Raw genomic sequence first — 24908 nt, 5'->3', positions numbered from 1 at the left:
GCCCTCAGCCGTAGAAGACGCGCTCGACGACGGTCCGGGCGCGCCGCGCCGTGCGCAGGTAGTCCTCCTCGAGCTCGCTGCCCGAGCCCGACGGGTATCCGACGACGCGCGCGAGACCGGCCAGCGCCTGACGGTCGTGCGGCAGCACGTCCGCGTGCGCGCCGTGGCTGCGCCCCGTCCACAGCACGTTCGCGTCCCGCAGGCGCGACGCGAGCTCCCACGCCTCGACGAGCGCACGCCGGTCGGCGTCGTCGAGCAGCCCGGCGTCGGCGGCGGCCGTGAGCGCCTCGAGCGTCCCCGTGGTGCGCAGCGCGGCGTGCTCGGCGGCGTGCTGCAGCTGCAGCAGCTGGACGGTCCACTCGACGTCGGCGATGCCACCCCGGCCCAGCTTGAGGTGGCGGGCCGGGTCGGCGCCGCGCGGGAGCCGTTCGGCCTCGACCCGCGCCTTGATCCGGCGCACCTCCCGCACGGTGGCGGCCTCCAGGCCGCCCGGCGGGTAGCGCAGGGGCTCGATCAGCGCGACGAACCGCTGCGCGAGCTCGTCGTCCCCCGCGGCGGGCCGAGCGCGCAGCAGCGCCTGGCTCTCCCAGGGCGAGGACCACCGCTCGTAGTACTCGGCGTACGCGTCGAACGAGCGGACCAGCGGGCCGTTGCGACCCTCGGGGCGCAGGTCGGCGTCCACCGCGAGCGGCGGTTCGGGTCCGACCGCACCCAGCAGCTGCCGGATCGACGTGGCCACCGCGAGTGCGAAGTCCTGCGCGGCGCGCGGGTCGGCACCCGGCATCGGGTCGTGCACGAACAGCACGTCCGCATCCGAGGAGTAGCCCATGTCGCGTCCGCCCAGGCGCCCCATCGCGACGACGAGCATGCGCGTCGGGTCCGCGTCGAGCCCGCGGGCCGCGCGCGCCTCCCACCGCGCGACGCGCAGCGCACCCGCGAGCACCACGTCCGCCGCGACCGTGAGGCTCTGCGCGGCACGCTGGCCCGTGACGACGCCGAGCACGTCGGCCGCCGCGGTGCGGGCCAGCTCGCGTCGGCGCAGCCCGCGCAGCGCCTGCGTCGCGGGCACCGGCTCCTGGGCCCGGGTGAGCACGGCGTCGGCCTCGGCCTGCAGGCGCTCGTGGCCGCGCGGCTCGAGCTCGTCGTCGTCCGCGAGCCACGTCACCGACTCGGGCGAGCGCGTGAGGGCATCGGCCACGTACCGCGACGTGGACAGCACGCGTGCGAGCCGCTGCGCGGCCGTGCCGGAGTCGCGCAGCAGCTTGAGGTACCAGTGGGTCGTGCCGAGCTCCTCGGAGAGGCGGCGGAACGCGAGCAGCCCGCCGTCGGGATCGGGGCCGTCGGCGAACCAGCCGAGCATGACGGGCAGCAGCTGGCGCTGGATCGCCGCACGCCGCGAGACGCCCTCGGTGAGCGCCGCGATGTGCCGCGTCGCACCCGCGGGGTCGCGGTACCCGATCGCCGCGAGCCGGGCGCGCGCGGCCTCGGGCGCCAGGCTCGCCTCCTCGGCGGACAGCTGTGCCGTGGCCGGCAGCAGCGGCCGGTAGAACAGCTCCTCGTGCAGGTGGCGCACGTCGCGCCGGACCTGCCGCCACCGCTCGAGCAGACCCTGCGCGCCCTCGGCGCGCATGCCGACCGACCGGGCCAGGCGGCGCAGGTCCGCCTCGGCCGTGGGCAGCAGGTGCGTGCGGCGGAGCCGGTGCAGCTGGATCCGGTGCTCGAGCAGCCGCAGGAAGCGGTAGCAGACCGCGAGCCGCGCCGCGTGGTCGCGGCCCACGTACCCGCCGCTCGCGAGCGCCGCGAGCGCCGTGAGCGTCGAGCCGCTGCGGATCTCCTCGTCCGAGCGGCCGTGCACCAGCTGCAGCAGCTGCACCGTGAACTCGACGTCGCGCAGCCCGCCCACGCCGAGCTTGAGCTGACGGTCGGCCTCGGCCGCGGGGATGTTGCCCTCGACGCGCCGCCGCATCGCCTGCGAGTCCTCGACGAAGTTCTCGCGCTGCACGGCAGCCCAGACCAGCGGCTGCGTCATCTCGACGTACGACCGGCCCAGGACCAGGTCACCCGCGAGCGGCCGGGCCTTGAGCAGCGCCTGGAACTCCCACGTCTTGGCCCAGCGCTCGTAGTAGGCACGGTGGCTCGCGAGCGTGCGGACCAGCGGTCCGTCCTTGCCCTCGGGCCGCAGCGCGGCGTCCACCGGCCACAGCGCGGGCTCCGCGGACGGCGTGGAGCAGGCGCGCGCGAGGCCGGTCGCGAGCCGGGTCCCCGTCGCGAGCGCGTCCGCCTCGCTCACGCCGCTGCCCTCGGCCGGCTCGACCACGTAGATCACGTCGACGTCGGACACGTAGTTGAGCTCGCGGCCCCCGGCCTTGCCCATGCCGATCACGCTGATCCGCACGCCGGCGCCGTGGTCGGGCAGGTCGGCGCGCGCGAGCGCGAGCGCCGCCTCCAGCGCGGCTGCTGCCAGGTCCGCGAGCGCGGCGGCGACACCCGGCATGCGGTTGAGCGGGTCGGTCACGGTCAGGTCGGTCGCGGCGATCCGCAGCAGACGCGTCCGGTACGCGCGGCGCATGGCGTCGGTGCCGGCGGCGCCGGTCAGCGTCGCCACGGGCACCTCGTCGTCCGGAGCCGCACCGACGGCCGTGAGCAGCTCGGCGCGCACCTGCGCGGCGGGCACGGCGGTGCCCGGTGTCTCGTCGACGATCGCGTGCAGGTTGGTCGGGTGCGCCGCGAGCGTGTCCCCCAGCGCGACCGACGCACCGGTGACCGCGAGCAGGCGCTGCCGCGCGGGCCCGTCCGTGGCGAGCGTCGCGCGCAGGAGGTCCGCGAGCGCGTCGTCGCCGCGCACCGCGCCCGCGAGCTTGGCGACCGCGAGCAGGGCCGCATCGGGGTCGGCGACGTCGGGCAGCGCCCCCACTAGCACGTCGGCGACGCCGGGCAGCAGCTCGACGAGCGCCGCGTCGGCCAGCAGCCGTTCGGCACGCGGCACGTCGTCGACGCCCACGCGCGTCAGGCGGCCGGCGAGCGTGCCCCGGTCGGTGCGTTCGCTCATCGTCGGCTCACAGGACGGGCAGGAACCGCTTCAGCTCGTACGGCGTGACCTGCGCGCGGTACTCGTCCCACTCCTGACGCTTGTTCCGCAGGAAGAAGTCGAAGACGTGCTCGCCGAGCGTCTCCGCGACGAGCTCGGACTTCTCCATGACGGCGATCGCGGCCTCGAGCGACTGCGGGAGCGGCTCGATGCCGAGCGCGCGGCGCTCGGCGTCCGTGAGCTCCCACACGTCGTCCTCGGCGCCCTCGGGCAGCTCGTACCCCTCCTCGATGCCCTTGAGCCCGGCCGCGAGCAGGACCGCGAACGCGAGGTACGGGTTCGTGGCGCTGTCCACCGCGCGGTACTCGATGCGGCTCGAGTTGCCCTTGCCGGGCTTGTACATCGGCACGCGCACCAGCGCGGACCGGTTGTTGTGGCCCCAGCAGATGTAGCTCGGCGCCTCGGCACCGCCCCACAGGCGCTTGTAGGAGTTGACGAACTGGTTCGTCACCGCCGTGATCTCGGCCGCGTGCACCAGCAGACCGGCGATGAAGCTGCGCGCGGTCTTGGACAGCTCGAGGTGGCCGCCCGCCTCGTGGAACGCGTTGCGGTCGCCCTCGAACAGGGACAGGTGCGTGTGCATGCCCGAACCCGGCTGGTCCGCGAGCGGCTTGGGCATGAAGCTCGCGAACACGCCCTGCTCGAGCGCGACCTCCTTGACCACCGTGCGGAACGTCATGATGTTGTCCGCGGTGGTCAGCGCGTCGGCGTAGCGCAGGTCGATCTCGTTCTGGCCGGGACCGGCCTCGTGGTGCGAGAACTCCACCGAGATGCCCATGGACTCGAGCATCGTGATCGCGGCGCGACGGAAGTCGTGCGCGGTGCCGCGCGGGACGTGGTCGAAGTAGCCGCCCTGGTCGACGGGCGTCAGCGGCAGCGCCGGGTCCGCGGGGGCGTCGAACAGGTAGAACTCGACCTCGGGGTGCGTGTAGAACGTGAACCCCTTGTCGCTGGCCCGGCTCAGCGCACGCTTGAGCACGTTGCGCGAGTCCGCGAGGCTGGGCTCGCCGTCGGGCGTCAGCAGGTCGCAGAACATGCGTGCCGTGCCGTGCCGCTCGCCCCGCCAGGGCAGGACCTGGAACGTCGACGGGTCGGGTCGGGCGATCATGTCCGCCTCGTACACGCGGGTCAGGCCCTCGATCGACGAGCCGTCGAACCCGATGCCCTCGGAGAAGGCGGCCTCGAGCTCGGCGGGCGCGACCGCCACCGACTTCAGGATCCCGAGCACGTCGGTGAACCAGAGACGGATGAAGCGGATGTCCCGCTCCTCGACCGTGCGGAGCACGAACTCCTGCTGCCTGTCCATGCGCTGCATTCTGCCCGATCACCCCCCGGTTTCCGCACCCGTCCCACGCATCGGCGCGCGTCGGCGGCACGCCGGTGCGGGCCGCCCGCGGGGGCCGCCGCCCTCGCGGGTGTGCGGGCGTCCCGGGACCGCGTGGGTAGGGTCGGGGGGTGGCTCGGGTGAGGATGGCGGCGGCGCAGATCGACACGTGCGTCGGGGACCTGGCGGGGAACGCGTCCGCGGTGCTGGAGTGGACGCGGCGCGCGGCGCAGACCGGCGCGCAGCTGGTCGTCTTCCCGGAGATGACACTGACGGGCTACCCGATCGAGGACCTCGCGCTGCGCGCGTCGTTCCGCCGCGCCGCGCAGGAGACGCTCGAGCAGCTCGCGCGCGACCTCGACGCGGACGGGCTGGGTGACGTCGCGGTGCTCGTCGGGTCGGTCGGTGAACGCGCGTCCCGCCGGCGCCGTCCCGGGGCCGACGACGCGGCCGAGGCGCCGCGTGAGTCGGGCACCGAGCCGCTGCCCGACTCCGAGCTGGTGGGCGACGTGGTCGCGGGACGCCCCGAGGCGCGCGACGCGGTGCGCCCGACGAACGACGCCGTGCTCCTGCGCGGCGGACGCGTCGAGACGCGCTACTCCAAGCACCACCTGCCGAACTACGGGGTGTTCGACGAGTTCCGGATCTTCGCGCCGGGTGACGAGATCTGCGTGATCGACGTCGCCGACCGCCGGATCGGCGTGGTGATCTGCGAGGACATCTGGCAGGACGGCGGTCCGGTCTCGCTCATGGACGAGCGCGAGGTCGCGGCGCTCGTGGTGCTCAACGGCTCGCCCTTCGAGGAGGGCAAGGGGCACGTGCGCGCCGAGCTCGCCGCGCGCCGCGCGGCCGAGGTGGATGCGCCCGTCGTGTACGTCAACCTCGTCGGCGGCCAGGACGACCTCGTGTTCGACGGGGGCTCGTTCGTCGTCGACCGCGACGGGAGCCTGCTCGCGTCCGCGCCGCAGCTCGTCGAGCACCTGCTGGTCTGGGACCTGGCCGACGAGGGTGAGCCCGCCCAGCGGGGCCCGGTCGCTCCCCCGCTGCACCCCGACGAGGAGACGTACCGCGCGGTCGTCGCGGGCCTGCGCGCCTACGTGCGCAAGAACGGGTTCCGCACCGTGACGCTCGGCCTGTCCGGCGGCATCGACTCCGCCCTGACGGCGGTGATCGCGGCGGACGCGATCGGCGGCGAGAACGTCGTGGGCGTCTCGATGCCGTCGGCGTTCTCCTCCGACCACTCCAAGGACGACGCCGCGGACCTCGCGCAGCGGATCGGTGCGGACTACCGCGTCCAGCCGATCGCGGGCATGGTCGAGGCCTTCCAGCGCGAGCTCGCGCTCGAGGGCGTCGCCGAGGAGAACCTGCAGGCGCGCGTGCGCGGCATGATCCTCATGGCGATCTCCAACCGCGAGGGTCACCTGGTGATCGCGCCCGGGAACAAGTCCGAGCTCGCGACCGGGTACGCGACGATCTACGACGCGGGCAGCATCGGGGGGTACGCGCCGCTCAAGGACGTGGACAAGTCCCGCGTGTGGGCGCTCGCGCGGTGGCGCAACGACCACGCGATCGACCGCGGCGAGATCCCGCCCATCCCCGAGTCGTCGATCACCAAGCCGCCGAGCGCGGAGCTGCGGCCCGGTCAGCTCGACCAGGACTCGCTGCCGCCCTACGCGCTGCTCGACGAGGTGCTCGACGCGTACGTCGAGCACGCCGAGGGCCGCGCCGAGCTCCTGGCCCGCGGTTTCGACCCCGCCGTCGTCGACCGCGTGCTGCAGCTCGTGGACCGCGCCGAGTGGAAGCGGCGGCAGTACCCGCCAGGCCCCAAGGTCACCGCGCTCGCGTTCGGCCGCGACCGTCGCCTGCCCATCACGTCCCGCTGGCGCGAGCCGTGAGCACCCCGGGCCCGGCGCCCACCCGTCCCCGCCCGATGGACCCCACCGACTGGAGCCGACGATGACCGAGACCGCCAAGCGCGTGCGCGTGCACCACCTGCAGGCCGCCAAGGCGCGCGGCGAGCGCCTCACGATGCTCACCGCGTACGACGCGGTCACGGCGCGCATCTTCGACGACGCGGGCGTCGACATGCTGCTGGTGGGCGACTCGATCGGGAACACGATGCACGGCCACCGCACCACGCTGCCCGTCACGGTCGAGGACATGATCCCCGCCGCGCGCGCCGTCGCCGGTGCCGCGCAGCGGGCGTTCGTCGTCGTGGACCTGCCGTTCGGCTCCTACGAGGCGGGGCCGACGCAGGCGCTCGAGACCGCGGTCCGCATCATGAAGGCCACGGGCGCGGACGCGGTCAAGCTCGAGGGCGGGCGGCGCTCCGCGGCGCAGATCCGTGCGCTCACGGACGCGGGCATCCCCGTCGTCGGGCACCTGGGCTACACGCCCCAGTCGGAGAACCTGCTGGGCGGCCCGCGCGTGCAGGGCCGGGGCGACGAGGCTGCGGCCGAGCTCAGCACCGACGCGGTCGCGGTCGCCGACGCGGGTGCCGTCGCCGTGGTGCTCGAGATGGTCCCCGCGCCGGTCGCCGCCCGGGTCACGGAGATCGTCGCGATCCCGACGATCGGCATCGGTGCGGGCACCGAGTGCGACGGTCAGGTGCTGGTCTGGGTGGACATGGCCGGCATGGGCGACTGGTCGCCGCGGTTCGCCAAGCGCTTCGGCGAGGTGGGCGCGGCCCTGCGTGCGGCCGCGACCGCGTACGTCGACGAGGTCCGCGCACGCACGTTCCCGGACGACGAGCACAGCTTCCGGTCCTGAGTCCTCGCCGGGGGCGTGTCAGCGCCGCTCGGCGTCCTCCTCGTCCCAGGCCTGCGTGCGGGCCCGGGCCTGCTCGAGCGCGTGCGTGGCCGCCTCGCGTGAGGGGTAGGGCCCCATGACCTTGCTCCAGTCGCTGCGGCGCCCCTGCTCGACCTCGCCCGTGTCGGTGTTGTACCAGTAGTCGCCGTCGCTCACCGTGGCCTCCTCGGTCGTCCGTGCTCTCGTCGGGCGGCGGCCCGGGTGCGTCCCGTCGGCCCTGACGTGCCCGTCCGTAGACTGCCAGGCATGTCGCCCGTCCGCTCCGCGCTCGTCCCGGGCACGATCAGCCCTCGTCGTGCCGTCCCCGCCACCATCGCCCGCCCCGAGTACGTCGGCAAGCCGGGCCCCACGCCGTACCGCGGCCCGGACGTCCTGGACGACGAGACGATCGCGCGCGTGCGCGTCGCCGCGCGGCTCGGTGCGCAGGCGCTCGCCGAGGTCGGCCGGCACGTGGTCCCGGGCGTCACCACGGACGAGCTCGACCGCATCGGTCACGAGTTCCTGCTGGACCACGGCGCGTACCCGTCGACGCTCGGCTACCGCGGCTTCCCGAAGTCGCTGTGCACCAGCCTCAACGAGGTCATCTGCCACGGCATCCCGGACTCGACCGTGGTGCAGGACGGCGACATCGTCAACATCGACGTGACCGCGTACGTCGAGGGCGTGCACGGCGACAACAACGCGACGTTCCTGGCCGGCGACGTGGACGAGGAGTCGCGCCTGCTCGTCGAACGGACGAAGGAGGCGCTCGACCGGGCGATCAAGGCCGTGCGGCCGGGACGCGAGGTCAACGTCATCGGTCGCGTGATCGAGAAGTACGCCGCACGATTCGGGTACGGCGTGGTGCGGGACTACACCGGGCACGGCGTGGGCCCCGCGTTCCACACCGGCCTGGTCATCCCGCACTACGACGCGGCACCGCAGTACGACACGGTCATCGAGGCGGGCATGGTGTTCACCATCGAACCCATGCTCAACCTCGGCACACCCGACTGGGTCATGTGGGACGACGACTGGACGGTCCTGACGGCCGACGGACGACGCAGCGCACAGTTCGAGCACACCCTGCTGGTCACCGATGACGGAGCGGAGATCCTGACACTGCCATGAGCCATCACTCGCACCTCGCGTTCGGCATCGACATCGGCGGCAGCGGCATCAAGGGCGCTCCCGTCGACCTGGAGAAGGGTGAGTTCGCCGCGGACCGGCTGCGCATCCCGACACCGCAACCGGCCACCCCCGACGCGGTCGCGCAGACGGTCGCGCAGATCGTCGACTCGTTCGACCTCGACAAGAAGGTGCCGATCGGCGTGACGTTCCCGGCCGTGATGCTGCACGGCGTCGCGCAGTCCGCGGCCAACGTCGACGACTCGTGGATCGGCACCGACGCGCAGGCGCTGTTCTCCGAGGCGACCGGTCGCAGCGTCGTCGCGGTCAACGACGCCGACGCGGCCGGCGTCGCCGAGGCGCGCTACGGCGCGGCCCGCGGCGTCGACGGCGTGGTGCTGGTGGTCACGCTCGGCACGGGCATCGGCTCCGCGCTCGTGGTCGACGGCAACCTGGTGCCGAACACCGAGCTCGGGCACCTGGAGATCGACGGGCACGACGCCGAGACGCGCGCGTCCGACGCCGCACGCGACCGGGACGGCCTCGACTTCGAGGCGTGGGCGCAGCGCCTGCAGCGGTACTTCTCCGTGGTCGAGAACCTGTTCTGGCCGGACCTGTTCGTGGTGGGCGGCGGCGTGAGCAAGCACCACGAGAAGTTCCTGCCGCTGCTGGACCTGCGCACGCGCATCGTCCCCGCCGCGCTCCGCAACGCGGCCGGCATCGTCGGCGCCGCCGCACTGGCCGCGCGGCACTGAGCGACCCGGCGCGCGTGGAGCGGGCCCCGTCCCTCGTCGACGTCGCGCCCGGTGTGCTCGTCGCGACGAGCGCGGTGTACGCCACGACGACGACCGTGCTGGTCGGCGACGACGGCGCGTGCCTGGTGGTGGACCCGGGTGTCACCGCCGACGAGGTCGACGCGATCGGCGCCGCTCTCCGGCACGCGGGTCTGCGCCCCGTGGCCGTGTGGTCCACGCACGACCACTGGGACCACCGGCTCGACGGCGACCCGTTCGACGGCTGCCCCCGGTGGTCGGGCACGGGCTCGTCGGTCGCGTCCACCGACCTCGCGCGGCAGCGCGACGAGGACGCCGAGCTCGCGCGCGTGCTGACCTCGCGGCGCGGTGACCGCCCGGCACGCATCGCTCCAGCGCCGCGCACGTTCCCCCGGGGCGCGACGCACCGTGACGGGTGGGTCGCGCTCGACTGGCCGGGCCCGGTGGTGCGCGTGCTGGTGCACGACGCGCATGCGGCGGGCTCGAGCGCGCTGTGGCTGCCGGGGGCGGGGGTGGTGGTCGCGGGCGACCTGCTCTCCGACGTCGAGATCCCGCTGCTCGCGCTCGAGCGCGCCGACCCGCTGACTGAGCACCACGCGGTGCTCGACGCGCTCGCCGCGACCCGCGCGGACCTCGTCGTGCCCGGGCACGGCAGCCCCGGCGACCTCGCCGCCCGCGTCGCCGCCGACCGCGCCTACCTGCACGCGCTGCTCGACGACGGCGCCACGCCGGACCCCCGCGCACGCGCGGGGTGGCTGCGCGACGAGGACGCCCGCCAACGCACGCACGTGCGCGGCCGCTGAGCACTCCTGCGCAGAGCCTGCGCGGAACGCTCACACGAACCCGGCCCGCGAGCGTGCCCCGAGGTGCTGGGCTGGGCACGTGCTGCTGCGACGACGACTCCTGGCTCCCCTGCACGGCGTCGCGTCCGCGGCCGAGCGCGGCTTCACGAGCGTCGAGCAGCGCATCGACGCGGCCGCGCTGCACCGGCTGGCGCGGCTGCGCACCGACGGGCACCGCGCGGCGTTCGTCGAGCTGGTCGTGTTCGGGCTCAAGCAGGCGTGGGCGTGCCTGTTCGGTGCCCTCATGCTCGCGGCGATCCTGGCCTCGCGGCTCTGGTACCCGGATGACGCACCGCTCGCGCGCAACGACGCCCTCACGCTCGTGGCGATCGCGATCCAGGTCCTCATGCTGGTCACGCGCCTCGAGACGGTCCGTGAGCTGCGCGTGGTCCTGACGTTCCACGTCGTCGGGACCGTCATGGAGCTGTTCAAGACCGACGTCGGCTCGTGGGCCTACGCCGCCGACGGCGTGCTGCGCATCGGCGCGGTGCCCCTGTTCTCCGGGTTCATGTACGCGGCCGTCGGCTCCTACCTGGTGCGCGTCATGCGGATCTTCGACCTGCGGTTCGACCGCTACCCGCGGCGCTGGGTCACCGCGGTGCTCGCGGCGGCGATCTACGCCAACTTCTTCACGCACCACTGGGTGGCCGACGCGCGGTGGGTGCTCGTCGCGGCCGTGCTCGTGGTGTTCGGCCGGTCGGTCATGCACTTCCGGGTGCTGCACCGCGTGCGGCGCATGCCGGTGGTCGTCGCGTTCGTGCTGGTGGCGACGTTCATCTGGCTCGCCGAGAACCTCGCCACGCGGGCCGGCGCGTGGCTGTACCCCGCCCAGGCGGACGGCTGGCACCCCGTCTCGGTCCAGAAGCTCGCGGCCTGGTTCCTGCTGATGATCATCTCCGTGGTGCTGGTGACCTGGGTGCACCCGCCACGTGCACCCGACGCGCCCTGGCACGCCGCGGCGTCACGCGTGCCGCGCGCGCTCCTGGAGGCGCGCGGCACGCGTGACGCGGCGGTGTCAGCGGTCGCGTCGTCGGGCGGCGGAGACGACCACGGCGACCACGGCGCCGAGCAGCACGAGCAGGACCCCCCCGACGACGAACGCCGCAGGCCCGCCCCCGCGGGGCCCGGGGTCGATCGTCGGCCGAGCCGTCGCTGACGCGCTCGCCGTGGTGCCGGCCGAGGCCGTGCTGGTCGGCGCGGGGCTCGCCGACGGCTCCGGGGTCGCGCTCGGGGTGGGCGTCGGACCCGCGGCCTCCCGCGCGTCGAACGAGAACGTGCCGTCGATCGTGTGCCCGTCCGAGGAGGTGACACGCCACTCGACCACGTAGGTGCCCGCGGGCAGGGGGACGTCGGCGATCGTCTGGGTGACGGTCGCGTCGACGATCACCACGTCACCGTCGGCGACGTCCCGGCCGTCCGGGGTCCGCACCACCACCTGCGTCCCGAGCGCGAGCGCCGGCGCCGAGAACGTCAGCGTCACCGCGTCGGGCACGGTCGTCACCGTCGAGCCGTCGGCGGGGTCGGTCGCGACGAGCACGTCGTGCGCGTGCGCCGCCGTGGTCCCCGTCAGCAGGAGGACCGCCACGGTCGCCACGGCGGCTCCCGCGGCGGCCACGCGCCGCATCACCGCACCCCGCATCACCGCACCCCTCATCTCAGCGCTCCTCTCGGGCCGCGCGGCGGCGACCGGTCAGGGCCAGCATGACGGCCGCAGCGCCCAGCACCAGCGCTCCCGCGCCCAGGCCGCGCGCGACCGGGTCCGACCAGCCCTGCGCCGCGGTGGCGCCCGGCGTCGCGGCGCCGTGCTCATCTGCTCCTGCGCCGTGGGCGGAGCCGTCCGCGGCCGTCACCTCGAACACCGGCGCGGGGTGCTCGGGCTCGTCGTCGCCGGTAGGCACGTCCGCCCACCGGACCACCGTCCCGTCGGAGTAGGTCTGCGCGGCGGGCAGGACCACGGTTGTCCCCTCGTCGGGCAGCGGCCCGGCCGAGATCGCGAACTCCTGGAACTGCCCCGGGGCGACCGCGGCGTCACCCGTCGCGGTCCACACCACCCGCAGGGGCGCCCTGGTGACGGTGGTGCCGTCGATCTCGACCGGCTCGGGCAGGTCGCCCTCCTCGACGCTCGCGGACCAGCCGGGGACGGGCCGCACCGAGACGTGCAGGAACGGTGTCGCGGTGGGCAGCTCGACGGCCAGGCCCGTGGTGGAGGCCGTCTCGGACTCGGTGGGAACCCGGAAGGTGAGCGCGGTCCAGGACCCGGCGGCCGTGCTCTCGGGCACGACGCGCACGTGCGCGGAGGCACCGATCGCGGGGACGACGACGAGCGCGGCCGCCGCGACGCCGGTGGAGATGAGCCGCGCGAGAGCGCGCGGAGACTTCGACATGAGAGCTCCTGACATGGGCCGGCAACCGGCACGGGGAAGGGACGCGCCAGGCGACCCGACCCTGGAGGTGGTCAGGCGGCGCGCACGAGGGGGCGAGGGAGGGACCCGAGCACGGGAGGCCCGCGGCGCGGCGGCGGCACCCGCAGGTGCAGCGCGGCAGGCGGCGCCGCGAGCGCGGACACGACCACCGGGCGCGCGACGACGGGGCCGGCGACGGGCCGCGCGGGCCGCAGCAGCGGAGCCAGGTACGCGAGCACGCGCCACCACCCACGCTCCGCGCCCGCGACGAGCAACGCGGTCACGACGGTCGCGCCGGCGTGCGCCGCGATAACCGCGCCGGAGGCATGCGCGCCGACGTGCGAGACGCACGCGTCCGCCGACGAGGCGACGACGTGACCGGCGTGCGACCCCACGCCGCGGGGCGCGTGCCCACCGAGGACGGCCCCGCACCGCTCCGTCAGCCCGAAGGCCGCGTGCAGCGCGACCTGGCCGGCACCCAGCACGGCCAGGGCGGCGGCCGTCCGCACCCGGTGGGCCGTCACCACGACGGCGACGGGCAGCACCAGTGCCGCGAGGCCCGCGAGCGCGAGCACGGGCGGGACCGTGCCACCCGCGAGCGCATGCGCTCCCGCCGCGAGCGCGACCACCAGCGACGACAGCAGCGCGGCACGCAGCAGCCGCGCGGCACCCGTGGTCGGCCGGTTCACGCCGCTCACGGTAGCGACCGCCCCGGACACCGGCATACCCGTGCACGGGACGGGAGCTGTGACGCTCGTCGCCCGGTGCGTCGCACGGGTCGGAGCGGATGAGTCAGTCGGTACGCCGGGTTCTGTCCCCGTGCGCGGTTGCCCCCGCACGGGTGGCGGCCATCCATCTACGACGTACGTTGCCGCACGCCTCCAGCGACCTACCCGGGAGCTCGGGCGGGCAGCCCTCGGACGCTCCCTGTCTGGTCTTGCTCCGGGTGGGGTTTACCTAGCCGCACCGGTCACCCGGTGCGCTGGTGGTCTCTTGCACCACCGTTTCACCCTTACCGCGTCCGTCCGGCGAACCGGTCGGCCGTGGCGGTCTGTTCTCTGTGGCACTGTCCCGCGGGTCACCCCGGGTGGGTGTTACCCACCACCCTGCCCTGCGGAGCCCGGACGTTCCTCGGCGGCACCGCCCGAAGGAGATGCCGACGCGGCCGCCTGACTGACTCATCCGCGTGGTCGATCCTAGCCGTCCACGGGGTGTCCGTGCCCGTGGCCAGCGTGACGGCCTGGGTCTCGTCGTGCCCTGCTGCTCTCCACACCGGCCCAGCGCGCAGCGATGCAGGCGTAGGCCGGTCCCGTCGGCCTACACGTCGACCCGGTAGCTCAGTGCGAGCTCGTCGCCCGCGACGCCGCGGATGCCCCAGTGCTCGGGCGGGCTCTCGAGGATCACGATCTCGAGGTCGTCGGGTGCGAGCCCGACCGCGGGTGCGACGTCGGTGAAGAACGCGGTCAGGAGCGCGCGCTTCGCCTCCGGGCTCCGGCCGGTGAAGCACACCACCTCGATCACGAGGTAGTCCGGCGAGCGCGGTGCCACCAGGTCCTCGTCGTCCAGCAGCAGGAACCGGTGGAACCGCTTGTCCGCGGGCAGGCCCCACGCGCCGACGAGCGCGGCATGGACCGCGTCGGACAGCGCGCCCCGTCGCGGCGCCCACACGGACCGTCGGCCGTAGATCTTCACCTGTGCCACGCGCGCTCCCCCGCTCGAACCGTCCGTCCGGGTCATCGTGGCGCACGCCTCATCGCGCGGCCGCCCGCGTCCAGCGCGCGGGCCGCGCCGCGGGCCTACAGTCGTCCGGTGCTCGTGCTGCTGCCCCCGTCCGAGGGCAAGACCCCGCCGCGGCGCGGTCGCCCGGTCGACCTCGACGCGCTCTCCTGCCCCGCGCTGTCGCCGGTCCGGGCCAAGGTGCTCGACGCGCTGGTCGAGGTGAGCGCGCGTCCGGACGCGGCGGACGTGCTGCACGTGTCCGCGGGCCTGGCCGACGAGGTCGCGCGCAACGTCGGCCTCCGTGACGCACCGGCCGCACCCGCGCGCTCCGTCTACACCGGAGTGCTGCACACCGCGGCCTGCCTCGCGCACCTCACGCCCGCGCAGCGGGCACGCGCCGAGCGCAGCGTGCGGATCTTCTCCGGACTGTGGGGCGTCGTGACGCCGCAGGACGTCATCCCCGCCTACCGGCTCTCGGGCGGCGTCGACCTGCCCGGGGTGGGTCCGCTCGGTGCGCTGTGGCGCACGCACCTGGGCGACGTGCTCGACGAGCAGGCGGCGGGCGGGCTCGTCGTGGACGCCCGCTCGGCCGACTATGTGGCGATGTGGCGCCCGGTGAGAGCGGAGTGGGTGACCGTCCGCGTCGAGCGCGAGCTCGCGGGACGACGCTCGGTGGTCTCGCACAATGCCAAGCACGCGCGCGGCGTCCTCACACGGCACCTCCTGACGCGGCGCGCACAGCCACCGGCCGACGCCGAGGGGCTCGCGGACGCGGCGCACGAGCTCGTCGGCTCCGCGCTGCTGGCCGTCGAGCTCGCACCACGTCCCGCGCGGGGCGCCCGCACGCTCACGCTCGTGGTGGCGTGACCGAGCGACGCCGCCGCCGGCCCTGGTGGGCGCTCGCGCTCGTCGTGTCGGTGCTGGCCCTGGCCACCGGCTGGCTCCCGCGGGACGACGCCGTCGCGCTCGCCGAGCGCACCGGTCCCGTGCTGGTGTTCGTCGCGGCGCTGACGGTGGTGGCCGAGCTGTGCGCCGGGGCCGGGCTGTTCGCCGCCGCCGCGGGGATCGCGGCCCGGCTCGCGCGCGGGCGCCGCTGGGTGCTGTGGCTCCTGGTCGTCGGCCTCGCGACGTTCAGCACCGCCGTGCTGTCCCTGGACACCACCGCGGTGCTGCTCACGCCCGTGGTCATCGCGCTCGCGCGCCGGACCGGCACCGCTCCGCTGCCGTTCGCGCTCGCGGTGCTCGCGCTGTCGAACACGGCCTCGCTGGTCCTGCCCGTCTCGAACCTCACCAACCTGCTGGCCGACCACGCCCTGCGCCGGGCGGGCGCCGACTTCCTGGCCCTGATGTGGGCGCCGGCGCTCGTCTCGGTGCTCGTCACGGTCGCGGTCCTCGCCGTGCGGGACCGCACGGCACTGCGCGGGCGGTTCAGCGAGCCGCCCGCGGGACCGGTGGCGCCGGACCGGGTGCTCCTGCGCGTCGCCGGGCTCGTCGTGGGCGCGATGGCCCTGGCGTTCCTGGTCGGCGTCCAACCCGCGCTCGCCGCGTCCCTCGCCGCCGCCGTGCTGCTCACCGTGACGCTCGTGCGGCGCCGCCCGCTCCCGGTGACCGCCGCGGACCTCGTCCCGTGGCGGACGCTCGTCGTCGTCGGTGCGCTGTTCGTGGTCGTCGCGGCCGCGCACGCGCACGGCTTCGGCACCGTCCTGCACGCGGCGGCGGGCGAGGGCGACGGACCGGGCGCACTGCTGCGCCTGGCCGCGGTCGGCGCGCTGACGGCCAACGCGGTCAACAACCTGCCGGCCTACCTGGCGCTCGACCCCGCGACCGCGGGCGAGCCGCAGCGCATCGCGGCGCTGCTCATCGGCACCGGGGTCGCGCCCCTGCTCACCCCGTGGGGCTCGCTCGCGACCGTGCTGTGGTGGCAGCGCTGCCGTCAGCTGCTGCTCGACGTCCCCGCACGCACGATCGTGCGGCAGGGCCTCCTCCTGGCGCCCGTGACGCTCGTGCTCGCGACCACGGCGCTGCTCGTCACGGCCTGACGCGCGTCACGCCCAGCCGTCGCTCGGCGCACCAGCGACCGCGATCTCGTGCCGGCGGTCGGCGAACAGGCGCACGATGCTCACCGACGCCGGGGCGACGCGCAGCTGGCTCCACGAACCCGGGTTGGCGCCCATCGCGACGCCGAGGGCCGCGCGGATGGCCACGGCGTGCGAGACCACGACAACCGTGCGCCCGCGGGCACCCGCGAGCAGGTCGTCGAACACCGCCGCGAGCCGCTCACCCACGTCGACGATGGACTCCCCGCCCGGCGGCCGCAGGTCCGCGCGCGTGTGCCACGGCTCCAGCTGGCCCGGCCACCGCTCCTCGATCTGCTCGGCGGTGAACCCCTGCCACTGCCCGAAGTCGGCCTCCTTGACCCGGTCCTCGGTCTGCACGCGCAGGCCCAGCCGCTCGGCGACGATCGCCGCGGTCTCCTGCGTCCGCACCATCGGCGAGGCGAGGACCTCGCTGGGGTACGCGATGTCGCCCCACAGGTCGCGTCCCACGCGTTCGACGAGCGCCGCGGCGGCCCGCGCCTGCTCGCGGCCGCGCTCGTCGAGGGGCGGGCCGGGCACGCTCGAGCCGGAGTACCCGCGCGCCACCGTCATCGCGGTCTCGCCGTGGCGCACCAGCACCACGGTGACCGGCTGGTCGTCGTCGAACCGCACACCCGCACCCGAGGGCCGCGGCACGCGACCGGTCCCGGGGTCCGGCGCGCTCGTGGGCGTGCGGTCCGTCATGTCACTCCCCCTCGGGCAGGCGGACCAGGATGCGGCCGCACTCCTCGCACCGGACGACGACGTCCGGTCCCTTGGCCTTGATGCCGTCCAGGTCGAGCGGGTTGAGCTCGAGCCGGCAGCCCTCGCAGCGCCGGCCCCGCAGCGCCGCGGCGCCCGTGCCGAGCTGGCCCCGCAGACGGTCGTACAGCGTCACCAGGCCCGCGTCGAGGCCCCCGGCGCGGGCCGCGCGGTCGGCGCGGACCTGCTCGGCCTCCGCGTCGAGCTGCGCGAGCGCCGCGTCCCGCTCCGCCTCGACCCCGGTCTTGCTCGCGACCAGCTGCGCGTGCGCCGACGTCACCTCGGTCAGCGTGCCCTCGTGCGCGTCGAGCCGCTCCATGACCTCGAGCTCGACCTCCTCGAGGTCGCCCTGCCGTCTGGCGAGCGACTCGAGCTCGTGCTGGAGGGCCTGCAGGTCCTTGGGGCTGCCCTGCCCGCTGTCGAGCCGGGCCTGGTCGCGTGCGGCGCGGTCGCGCACCTGCTGGACGTCGGCCTCGGCCTTGGCGAGCTCGCGCCGCAGGTCCGTGACGGCCGTCTGCGACGTGACGAGCGCGGTGTGCAGGTCGGCGAGCTGCGCGTCGAGCTCCGCGATCCGTGCGAGCTCCGGGAGCGTGCGGCGGCGGTGCGCGATCTGGTCGAGGCGCGTGTCGAGCGCCTGCACGTCGAGGAGTCGTCGCTGGTCCGCTGCGGGGGCGTTCGGCACGGGGGTCCTTCCGGCACGCGCCCGGTGGGGCGGTGGCTGGTTCGGCGTCTTCAGATGTGGGCGTCGGCGCGGTCCGCCCGGCCCGTCCAGGGGTCGGTGCGGCGCACGCTCACGCGGGTCTCCACCGTAGTGCCCAGCGCGGCCAGGTCCGCCGTCAGGTCCTGCGCCGCGAGCGTGAGCCACGGCCACTCGGACGCGTAGTGCGCGAGGTCGACGAGATACGGGGTCGCGGGTCCACCCGAGCGTGCGGCCTCGAACTCCGCGCGCTCCCGGAGCTCCGAGACCGGGTGGTGTCGCAGGTCCGCGGTCACGTAGGCATCCGCGCCGCTGGCGCGCACCGCGTCGAAGAAGCCGTCACCCGATCCGCCGCACACCGCGACCCGCTCGACGCGGCCGTCCGGGTCACCCGCGAACCGCACACCCTGCACGGTCGCGGGCGTCGCGTCGGCCGCTCGCTGCGCGAGACCGCGCAGCGTCGTCGGCTCGGCGAGCCGGCCCACCCGGCCCGTGCCGGTGGGCCCGGCCTCGCGCGCGAGCTCGAGCACGTCGAACGCGGGCTCCTCGTACGGGTGCGCGTCCCGCACCGCCGCGACGACCGCGGCCCGCCGCGCGCGCGGCGCGACCATCTCGACCCGGGCCTCGACGACGACCGTGCGCTCGCCCACCGCTCCGATCGCGGGCTCCGCGCCCGGCTGCGGCTCGAACGTGCCCTCGCCCGTGGTGGTCCACGCGCACCGCGCGTAGTCCCCGAGCGCCCCCGCGCCCGCGGCGGACATCGCGTCGACCACGGCGCCCGCCGCGGCGACGGGCACGAGCACGACGTGCTTGTCGAGCGCCGGTCCCGGTTCGGCGACCAGCGGGGCGACGTCGACCAGGCCGAGCGCGCCCGCCAGTGCGTCCGCGACGCCCCGCGTGGCGGCGTCGGCATTCGTGTGCGCGGCGAACAGCCCGCACCCGCCGCGCACCAGCCGGTGCAGCAGCGCTCCCTTGAACGTGGTGGCGGCCATCGAGTGCACGCCCCGCAGCAGCAGCGGATGGTGCGTCACGACGAGGTCCGCTCCCCAGTCGAGCGCCTCGTCGACCACGTCGGCCACCGGGTCCACCGCGAGCAGGACGCGGCGCACGGGTGCCGCGGGGTCGCCCGCGACGAGACCGACGGCGTCCCACGACTCCGCGGTGCCCGGCGGGTAGCGCCGCTCGAGGACACGCACGACGTCCGCCAACGTCGCCGTCCCGGCCTCAGCACGCTGCGCCATCTGCCCGCACCCTTCGTCGACGTCCACGCGGTCCGCGCAGGGCTCGCGGTCCCACGGCGCGCCGCCGCCCGATGCTACCGACGCGGCTCAGCCGAGCGGCACCACGGGCGCCCCGACCACCAGCTCACCCGGCGCCTGCGGCACCAGGCGGATCCCGAACCACACCTTGCCCTCGTCACGGCGGTGCCGCGCGAGCGTCCGCGTGGGTTCCTTGGTGGTGCGCAGCGAGTCCAGGTCGATGGTCGTCATGACGCAGCGGTCGCAGCGCTCGGCGAACCGCAGCGTCACGTCACCGACGCGCACCCGCGTCCAGCCGTCCTCCTCGAACGGCTCGAGCGGGCCGTCGACGACGAGCGTCGGCCGGAACCGCTCCATCGGCAGCGGCGGGTGCCCCTGCTCCTCGGCGAGCCACCGGTTGAGCGCATCGAGCGACGAGGTCGTGGTCAGGTGCACCGGCCCCGCGTCGGCGAGGCTCAGCGCATCTCCCGGCAGGCCCCCGTGCCGGGGTGAGACCGACCGCCGGGCCGGGTCGTCGAGCCAGACCAGGCGCACCGGCCGACCCAGCACCGCGCTGATCCAGTCGTCGACCTCGCCCGGGCACGCCAGCGCCCAGCCGAGCCGCGACAGCCCCACCGGGGTGCGTCGGCCGTCCACGGGTTCGGCGACGACGAGCCGCGCTCCGTCACGCGTCGCCAGCTCGATCGATCCCGGCAGCACGCGCGCGGTGATCCCGAGCATCGTCGGCACCTCGCGCGCCGTTACGGTCTCGCCGTCACCGTCCACCAGCATCCAGCGCCGGTCGCCACGCGGGCCCAGCGCGTCGAGGGCGACACGGTCGACCGCGACGCCGCTCAGCGACTTGACGGGCCGCACGCTCAACGCGCCCACCCAGCCGGTGGCGGCACCCGTCATGCGTCCTCCGGTCCTTCGCGATCGACGCCGTCCCGCGACGACGTCATGGAATCAGGAGCCTGCACCCGGCGACGTGGTTGAGCAGCACCTGTACGCCCTTGCGCTCCTCACGGTCTTCCACGAGACACAGGCCCCGAGCTGGGTGGTCGAGCAACGCCCTACCCAGCGGAATGCCCCATCGCCCGATAGCAGGATAGAAATCGAACACGGCAGCACGGTTGACCTCCCAGGCATACCGCACCGTGGTTCCGCCCGTCCCAGGCACCGCGAGCAAGAGGTCGAGGGGACCTTGATCGTCGTCGAGCAGCCACTCACGAACCGTCGTGGCCGCGAAAGGCCAGTATCGCGTGGCCCGTTCGCGAGCCTCGTGGTCCGTCCAGGGGTCGTCGGGGTCGTACCCGCGCCTCACGAACTCGGAGCCTGCCGCGATCTCGATATCGCGAGGCGTCACGCGATGCGCGACGTCCGCCAGGCTGGGGGGAAGTGCCTCCCGCGGGAGCGGAGAATGGCTGCCGCTTGGCATCGCCTCGGTAGTTCCCTTGACGAGAATCGAAGGCCTCCGAACCACCTGAGCGGATCGCCAGTCGACCCGACGAGACGTAGATGCATAGAGAGACTCCCTCACCGAGCGCAACTCGAACGTCGGCTCGCCGTCGACCGCAACGGGGCTCAGGGCCGGTCGCTTGGGTCCACCCAGTTCGTGCGCTTGCCCGCTGATCTGCATACCAGACGCCTGCCCGTGCCCCGGCACGGCGTTGCCCAGCGGTTCTAGACCGTGCGCCGCCAAGAGCCTGCTGATCAGCTCCATCGCGAGTGTCTCCGCTCGGTACGCGTCATTCTCGTCGACAAAGCCCGACGCGAGCGTCACAGCGGGGATGTCCTCGCCGCTTCCCAGAAGCCACCGGATCCGCTCCGACTTCGACCCGTGCATCGGCAATGACGCCGCAGCCCGCTCGAGGGCCTTGCGCTCGTCACGTGCGTGCTGGTTGGCCCGGTCCTTGGTGCCCTTGCCGACGTACAGGACGCTCAGAAGGTGGCTTCCAGTCTTGCGGAACATGATCGGGTCGATCAATGCATAGACGTACCAACGTCCGCCGTCGAATGCGACGCCCTCTGCAGTCATGCGCGTCATCATGTCAGCCCGCCTGCTGCCATGATGCCGACATCGAGCACTTCAGTCCGTGTGTCTAGCCAAGCAGAGGTCCACCGGCGTGCACCGCCGATGGCTGCTGCCTCAGGACACCCCTGCCACGGCGTGGTGGGCCCGGCCGGGTTCGAACCGACGACCCCCGCGGTGTAAGCGCGGTGCTCTGACCAGCTGAGCTACAGGCCCCTGCCGACGCGCACCCGGGCGGCCGACGGCGGCCCAGCCTACCGGGCCGCCCGGCGCGCGTCCGCGCCGCTCAGACGGCCGCGAGCGCCTGCTCCAGGTCCGCGACGAGGTCACCGACGGACTCGAGCCCGACCGACAGCCGGACGATCGACTCGGTGACCTCGAGCGGCGTGCCGCGCACCGAGGCGTGGGTCATGCTCGCGGGGTGGTTGACGAGCGACTCGACGCCACCGAGCGACTCGGCGAGCGTGAACAGCCGCGTGGCCTCGGCGAACCGGCGCGCGGCGCCGCCGTCGGCGAGCTCGACCGTGACGATGCCGCCGAACCCGCTCGACTGCCGTGCGGCGATCGCGTGGCCCGGGTGCTCGGGCAGGCCCGGGTAGTGCACGCGCGTCACGGCCGCGTGGCCGACGAGCCGCTGCGCCACCGCGAGCGCGTTCTCGCCGTGCCGCTGCATGCGCACGGCGAGCGTCTTGATGCCGCGCGTCGTGAGCCACGCGTCGAGCGGCCCGGACACCGCGCCCGCGGCGAACTGCACGAAGCGCACCTGCTCCGCGAACGTGTCGTCGCGCAGCACGACGGCTCCCCCGACGACGTCGGAGTGGCCGCCCAGGTACTTGGTCGTCGAGTGCACGACGACGTCCGCACCGAGCAGCAGGGGCCGCTGCAGCGCGGGCGTCGCGAACGTGTTGTCGACCACGAGCAGCGCGTCGTGCGCGTGCACCAGCTCGGCGAGCGCCGCGATGTCCGTGACGCGCAGGAACGGGTTGCTCGGCGTCTCGGCCCACACCAGGCGCGGCCGGGACTCCTGCAGCGCGGCGCGTACGGCGTCGAGGTTCGTGAGGTCCACGACGCGGTGCCGCACGCCCCAGGCTCCCAGCACGCGCGAGACGAGCCGGTACGTGCCGCCGTACGCGTCGTCGCCGATGAGCAGCTCGTCGCCGGGCTTCAGGACCGCGCGCAGCAGCGCGTCCTCGGCCGCCAGGCCCGAGGCGAACGACAGCCCGTGCGCACCGCCCTCGAGCGTCGCGAGCTGCGTCTCGAGCGCGGTGCGCGTCGGGTTGCCCGCACGTCCGTACTCGTAGCCGCCGCGCAGCCCGCCGATGCCGTCCTGCACGAACGTCGAGCTGAGGTGCACGGGCGGGATGACCGCGCCCGTGGTCGGGTCGGGGTCCTGCCCCGCGCGGATCGCGAGCGTCTCGAACCCCGCGGCGGACAGGTCGTGGGCGTGCGTCATGCGGGGGCTCCTCGGTCGGGCGCGCGTGCGCCGGGTGGTCAGGTCAGTGGCTCAGGAACGTGAGCAGGTCCGCACGCGTGAGCACGGACAGGGGCGCGCCCTCGTCGACGACGAGCAGCGCGCTCGCGTCGGTGAGCGCCTTGCGGGCATGCGCGACGGACTCGTTGGCGCCGATCTGCGGCAGCCCGTCCTGCAGCACGCGGGCGACCGCGTCGCCCATCTCCACCTCGCCCGAGAACACCTTCTCGAGCAGCGACTCCTCGTCGACCGCGCCGGCCACCTCGCCGATCACGACGGGTGGCTCGGCCGTGAGGACCGGCAGCTGCGAGACGCCGAACTCGGACATCATGGCGATCGCATCCCGCACGGTGTCGCCCGGGTGCGCGTGCACCAGGGCGGGCAGCGACCCGTCCTTGGCCGTCACGACGTCCCGCACCGTGCGCTCCTCCGGCAGCTCGCTGAACCCGTACGAGCGCAGCCACGCGTCGTCGAAGATCTTGCCGAGGTAGCCGCGCCCGCCGTCCGGGAGCAGCACCACGACGACGTCGTCGGCGCTCAGCCCGCGCGCGACGCGCAGCGCGGCGGCCACCGCCATGCCGCTCGAGCCGCCGACCAGCAGGCCCTCCTCGCGCGCGAGCCGCCGCGTGAGGTGGAACGACTCCGCGTCGCCGATCGCGACGACCTCGTCGACGACCGTGCGGTCGTACGCGCCGGGCCACATGTCCTCGCCCACGCCCTCGACCAGGTAGGGCCGGCCCGTGCCGCCCGAGTAGACCGAGCCCACGGGGTCCGCACCGATCACGCGCACCGCTCCGCCGGAGACCTCCTTGAGGTACCGGCCCGTGCCGCTGATGGTGCCGCCCGTCCCGACGCCGGCGACGAAGTGCGTGATCCGACCGTCGGTGTCGTGCCAGATCTCGGGTCCCGTGGACTCGTAGTGGCTGAGCGGTCCGTTCGGGTTCTCGTACTGGTTGGGCTTGAACGCTCCGGGGATCTGCGCCGCGAGGCGGTCGGACACCGAGTAGTAGGACTCGGGGTCGTCGGGTGCCACGGACGTCGGGGTCACGACGACCTCGGCGCCGTACGCGGTGAGCACCGCGCGCTTGTCAGCACCCACCTTGTCCGGCACGACGAAGACGCAGCGGTACCCGCGCCGCTGGGCGACCAGGGCGAGCCCCACGCCGGTGTTCCCGCTGGTGGGCTCCACGATCGTGCCGCCCGGGCGCAGCAGACCGTCACGTTCGGCCGCGTCGATGATCCGCGCGGCGATGCGGTCCTTGGACGACCCGCCGGGGTTGAGGTACTCGACCTTCGCCAGGACCAGGGCGTCGATGCCCTCGGTCACCGCGGTCAGCCGTACGAGCGGCGTGCCGCCGACGAGGTCGGTGATGTGGGAGGCGTAGTGCATGGCTGAGGTCCTTCGCCCGGTCGCGCGCACGCGACGACTGATCGGTCCGGTGATCGTCAGGGACGACAGCAGCGCAGCACGCCGTCAGCCTAGCCCAGCCGTCCCCGGACGACCGGGCCGCAGGGAGCAGGGCCGCGGCACGGGCCGGGGCTCACAGGGCGGCGAGCGCCTCGCGGTACGCGGCGAGCGGCCGAGCCTGCCCCCGCGGGTTGACGACGCTCCACCGCAGCACGCCCTCGCCGTCGATCAGGAACGACCCGCGCAGCGCGTGGCCGCTCGCCTCGTCGAACACGCCGTACGCACGCGCGACGTCGCCGTGCGGCCAGAAGTCGGACAGCAGGTCGAACTCGTAGCCCTCCTGCGCGGCCCACGCGCGCAGCGAGAACATCGGGTCGCAGGACACGACCACCAGGTGCACGTCCGCGTCACGGAACTCCGCGATGTTGTCCCGCAGCTCGCACAGCTCGCCCGTGCACGTCGCGGAGAACGCGAACGGCACGAACACCACCACCACCGGCCCGCCGCGCAGGCCGTCGAGCGAGACCGGCGTGCCGTGCGTGTCCGGCAGCGAGAAGCCGGGCGCCGGCTCACCGACGACCGGGGCCTGGCTCACTTGCCGCGGCCCCGCGTGGACAGGCGCGTCGCCGACCAGTCGGGCGCGACCGCGAACGTCGTCATCGCGTGCAGGCCGGACGTGGTCGCGGCCTCCTCGATGTCCGAGTGCGTCACGTGGCCGCTGCGGCCGGCCTTCGGCGTCAGCACCCAGATGGGGCCGTTGTCGTCGAGCACCGTCAGGGCGTCGACGAGGAAGTCGGTCAGGTCGCCGTCGTCGTCGCGGAACCAGATGACCGCACCGTCGGTGACGTCGTCGTAGTCCTCGTCGACCAGCTCGGTCCCCGTGACGCCCTCGAGCGCCGCGCGCAGCGCGTCGTCGACGTCGTCGTCGTAGCCGAACTCCTGGATGACCTGGCCCGAGGCGAACCCCAGACGAGCAATCGCCTGCTGTCCGGCGTCGTCCGCACTGGCTGACACGTCCCGACCGATCCCTTCCTCCTGCCGACCCCCTGCGGGACCGGCTGCTGATGTGCGCACAACCTAGCCCACCGCACCGCGCGCCACCTGGCAAGGGTGCTCGCGCTCCGGGCGCGTCGCGGCCCCCACGAGGGCGTGTGTCATCGAC

The 24908-nt window shown here is 74.5% G+C and carries 23 protein-coding genes, 1 tRNA gene, 1 other RNA gene and 1 pseudogene; 8 read left to right on the top strand and 18 right to left on the bottom strand.

The features are described 5' to 3' along the window. Positions 1-4: 4 nt before the first annotated feature. Positions 5-3049 carry a bifunctional [glutamine synthetase] adenylyltransferase/[glutamine synthetase]-adenylyl-L-tyrosine phosphorylase gene (locus tag CELGI_RS07015; RefSeq protein WP_013883422.1) on the bottom strand — a complete coding sequence of 1015 codons (3045 nt, stop codon included), beginning with the start codon at positions 3047-3049 and terminating at the stop codon, positions 5-7. Between the two features lie 7 nt (positions 3050-3056). Beyond that, a complete protein-coding gene (locus CELGI_RS07010; protein ID WP_041574140.1) occupies positions 3057-4394 on the bottom strand; it encodes a glutamine synthetase family protein in 1338 nt (445 codons plus the stop codon). Between the two features lie 164 nt (positions 4395-4558). Between CELGI_RS07010 and CELGI_RS07005 the strand changes: the two genes are divergently transcribed. Both CELGI_RS07005 and panB read left to right on the top strand, forming a co-directional pair. Then, positions 4559-6307 carry an NAD+ synthase gene (locus CELGI_RS07005; protein ID WP_013883420.1) on the top strand — a complete coding sequence of 583 codons (1749 nt, stop codon included), beginning with the start codon at positions 4559-4561 and terminating at the stop codon, positions 6305-6307. 61 nt (positions 6308-6368) lie between these two features. Further along, entirely contained in the window at positions 6369-7181 is an 813-nt protein-coding gene (panB, locus tag CELGI_RS07000) for a 3-methyl-2-oxobutanoate hydroxymethyltransferase (RefSeq protein ID WP_013883419.1), read from the top strand. 18 nt (positions 7182-7199) lie between these two features. Here panB and CELGI_RS17080 read toward each other — a convergent pair whose 3' ends face one another. Next, positions 7200-7376, bottom strand: a complete 177-nt coding sequence (locus CELGI_RS17080; protein ID WP_013883418.1) for a hypothetical protein — start codon at positions 7374-7376, stop codon at positions 7200-7202. A gap of 90 nt (positions 7377-7466) precedes the next feature. Here CELGI_RS17080 and map point away from each other — a divergent pair, with 90 nt between their 5' ends. The 4 genes from map (at position 7467) to CELGI_RS06980 (ending at position 11098) form a co-directional block, all read left to right on the top strand. Next, complete coding sequence (map, locus tag CELGI_RS06995) at positions 7467-8330, top strand: type I methionyl aminopeptidase (RefSeq protein WP_013883417.1); 864 nt, start codon at positions 7467-7469, stop codon at positions 8328-8330. Then, entirely contained in the window at positions 8327-9082 is a 756-nt protein-coding gene (gene ppgK, locus CELGI_RS06990; RefSeq protein ID WP_013883416.1) for a polyphosphate--glucose phosphotransferase, read from the top strand. The genes map and ppgK overlap by 4 nt, the downstream gene beginning before the upstream one ends. A gap of 14 nt (positions 9083-9096) precedes the next feature. Further along, entirely contained in the window at positions 9097-9903 is an 807-nt protein-coding gene (locus CELGI_RS06985) for an MBL fold metallo-hydrolase (RefSeq protein ID WP_013883415.1), read from the top strand. A 79-nt stretch (positions 9904-9982) separates the two neighbouring features. Further along, positions 9983-11098, top strand: a complete 1116-nt coding sequence (locus CELGI_RS06980; RefSeq protein WP_013883414.1) for a DUF817 domain-containing protein — start codon at positions 9983-9985, stop codon at positions 11096-11098. 117 nt (positions 11099-11215) lie between these two features. On the opposite strand, the pseudogene CELGI_RS17760 reads toward CELGI_RS06980, so the two are convergent. The 5 genes and pseudogenes from CELGI_RS17760 to CELGI_RS06960 all read right to left on the bottom strand — a co-directional run. After that, positions 11216-11566 (bottom strand): annotated as a pseudogene (locus tag CELGI_RS17760) (copper resistance CopC family protein); the annotation flags it as partial. A 31-nt stretch (positions 11567-11597) separates the two neighbouring features. Next, entirely contained in the window at positions 11598-12326 is a 729-nt protein-coding gene (locus CELGI_RS06970; RefSeq protein ID WP_013883412.1) for a YcnI family copper-binding membrane protein, read from the bottom strand. 71 nt (positions 12327-12397) lie between these two features. Further along, positions 12398-13033, bottom strand: coding sequence for a hypothetical protein (locus CELGI_RS06965; protein WP_150104685.1), 636 nt, complete (start codon positions 13031-13033; stop codon positions 12398-12400). A gap of 95 nt (positions 13034-13128) precedes the next feature. Continuing rightward, positions 13129-13525, bottom strand: an RNA gene (gene rnpB / locus CELGI_RS16670) — RNase P RNA component class A. A gap of 136 nt (positions 13526-13661) precedes the next feature. Next, complete coding sequence (locus CELGI_RS06960) at positions 13662-14045, bottom strand: tautomerase family protein (RefSeq protein ID WP_041574136.1); 384 nt, start codon at positions 14043-14045, stop codon at positions 13662-13664. A 108-nt stretch (positions 14046-14153) separates the two neighbouring features. Between CELGI_RS06960 and CELGI_RS06955 the strand changes: the two genes are divergently transcribed. Then, positions 14154-14930 carry a YaaA family protein gene (locus CELGI_RS06955; protein WP_013883409.1) on the top strand — a complete coding sequence of 259 codons (777 nt, stop codon included), beginning with the start codon at positions 14154-14156 and terminating at the stop codon, positions 14928-14930. After that, on the top strand, positions 14927-16102 hold the full coding sequence (locus CELGI_RS06950) for an SLC13 family permease (RefSeq protein WP_013883408.1): 1176 nt from the start codon (positions 14927-14929) through the stop codon (positions 16100-16102). The genes CELGI_RS06955 and CELGI_RS06950 overlap by 4 nt, the downstream gene beginning before the upstream one ends. Positions 16103-16108: 6 nt before the next feature. Here CELGI_RS06950 and CELGI_RS06945 read toward each other — a convergent pair whose 3' ends face one another. The 10 genes from CELGI_RS06945 to CELGI_RS06900 form a co-directional block, all read right to left on the bottom strand. Beyond that, on the bottom strand, positions 16109-16843 hold the full coding sequence (locus tag CELGI_RS06945) for a histidine phosphatase family protein (RefSeq protein WP_013883407.1): 735 nt from the start codon (positions 16841-16843) through the stop codon (positions 16109-16111). Between the two features lies 1 nt (position 16844). Further along, entirely contained in the window at positions 16845-17582 is a 738-nt protein-coding gene (locus CELGI_RS06940) for a zinc ribbon domain-containing protein (RefSeq protein ID WP_013883406.1), read from the bottom strand. A gap of 50 nt (positions 17583-17632) precedes the next feature. After that, the gene (locus CELGI_RS06935) at positions 17633-18838 is read right to left on the bottom strand and encodes a Nif3-like dinuclear metal center hexameric protein (RefSeq protein ID WP_013883405.1); all 1206 of its coding nucleotides are present in this window, start codon (positions 18836-18838) and stop codon (positions 17633-17635) included. A gap of 87 nt (positions 18839-18925) precedes the next feature. After that, positions 18926-19750 (bottom strand): MOSC domain-containing protein, encoded by an 825-nt coding sequence (locus CELGI_RS06930; protein WP_013883404.1) that lies wholly within the window; start codon positions 19748-19750, stop codon positions 18926-18928. 43 nt (positions 19751-19793) lie between these two features. Further along, on the bottom strand, positions 19794-20873 hold the full coding sequence (locus CELGI_RS06925; RefSeq protein WP_150104684.1) for a GIY-YIG nuclease family protein: 1080 nt from the start codon (positions 20871-20873) through the stop codon (positions 19794-19796). Between the two features lie 133 nt (positions 20874-21006). After that, positions 21007-21083 (bottom strand) — tRNA-Val (locus tag CELGI_RS06920). Between the two features lie 70 nt (positions 21084-21153). Further along, complete coding sequence (locus tag CELGI_RS06915) at positions 21154-22320, bottom strand: cystathionine gamma-synthase (RefSeq protein ID WP_013883402.1); 1167 nt, start codon at positions 22318-22320, stop codon at positions 21154-21156. Between the two features lie 43 nt (positions 22321-22363). Next, positions 22364-23728: a cystathionine beta-synthase gene (locus tag CELGI_RS06910; RefSeq protein ID WP_013883401.1), complete on the bottom strand. Its 1365-nt coding sequence runs from the start codon at positions 23726-23728 to the stop codon at positions 22364-22366. 151 nt (positions 23729-23879) lie between these two features. Continuing rightward, a complete protein-coding gene (locus tag CELGI_RS06905) occupies positions 23880-24341 on the bottom strand; it encodes a redoxin domain-containing protein (RefSeq protein ID WP_013883400.1) in 462 nt (153 codons plus the stop codon). Next, entirely contained in the window at positions 24338-24760 is a 423-nt protein-coding gene (locus CELGI_RS06900) for a DUF3052 domain-containing protein (protein ID WP_013883399.1), read from the bottom strand. Before CELGI_RS06900 ends, CELGI_RS06905 begins: the two co-directional genes overlap by 4 nt. Positions 24761-24908 lie beyond the last annotated feature (148 nt).

The sequence above is a fragment of the Cellulomonas gilvus ATCC 13127 genome (assembly GCF_000218545.1).
GTDB lineage: Bacteria > Actinomycetota > Actinomycetes > Actinomycetales > Cellulomonadaceae > Cellulomonas > Cellulomonas gilvus.
This window is presented reverse-complemented; position numbering and strand designations above follow the sequence as displayed.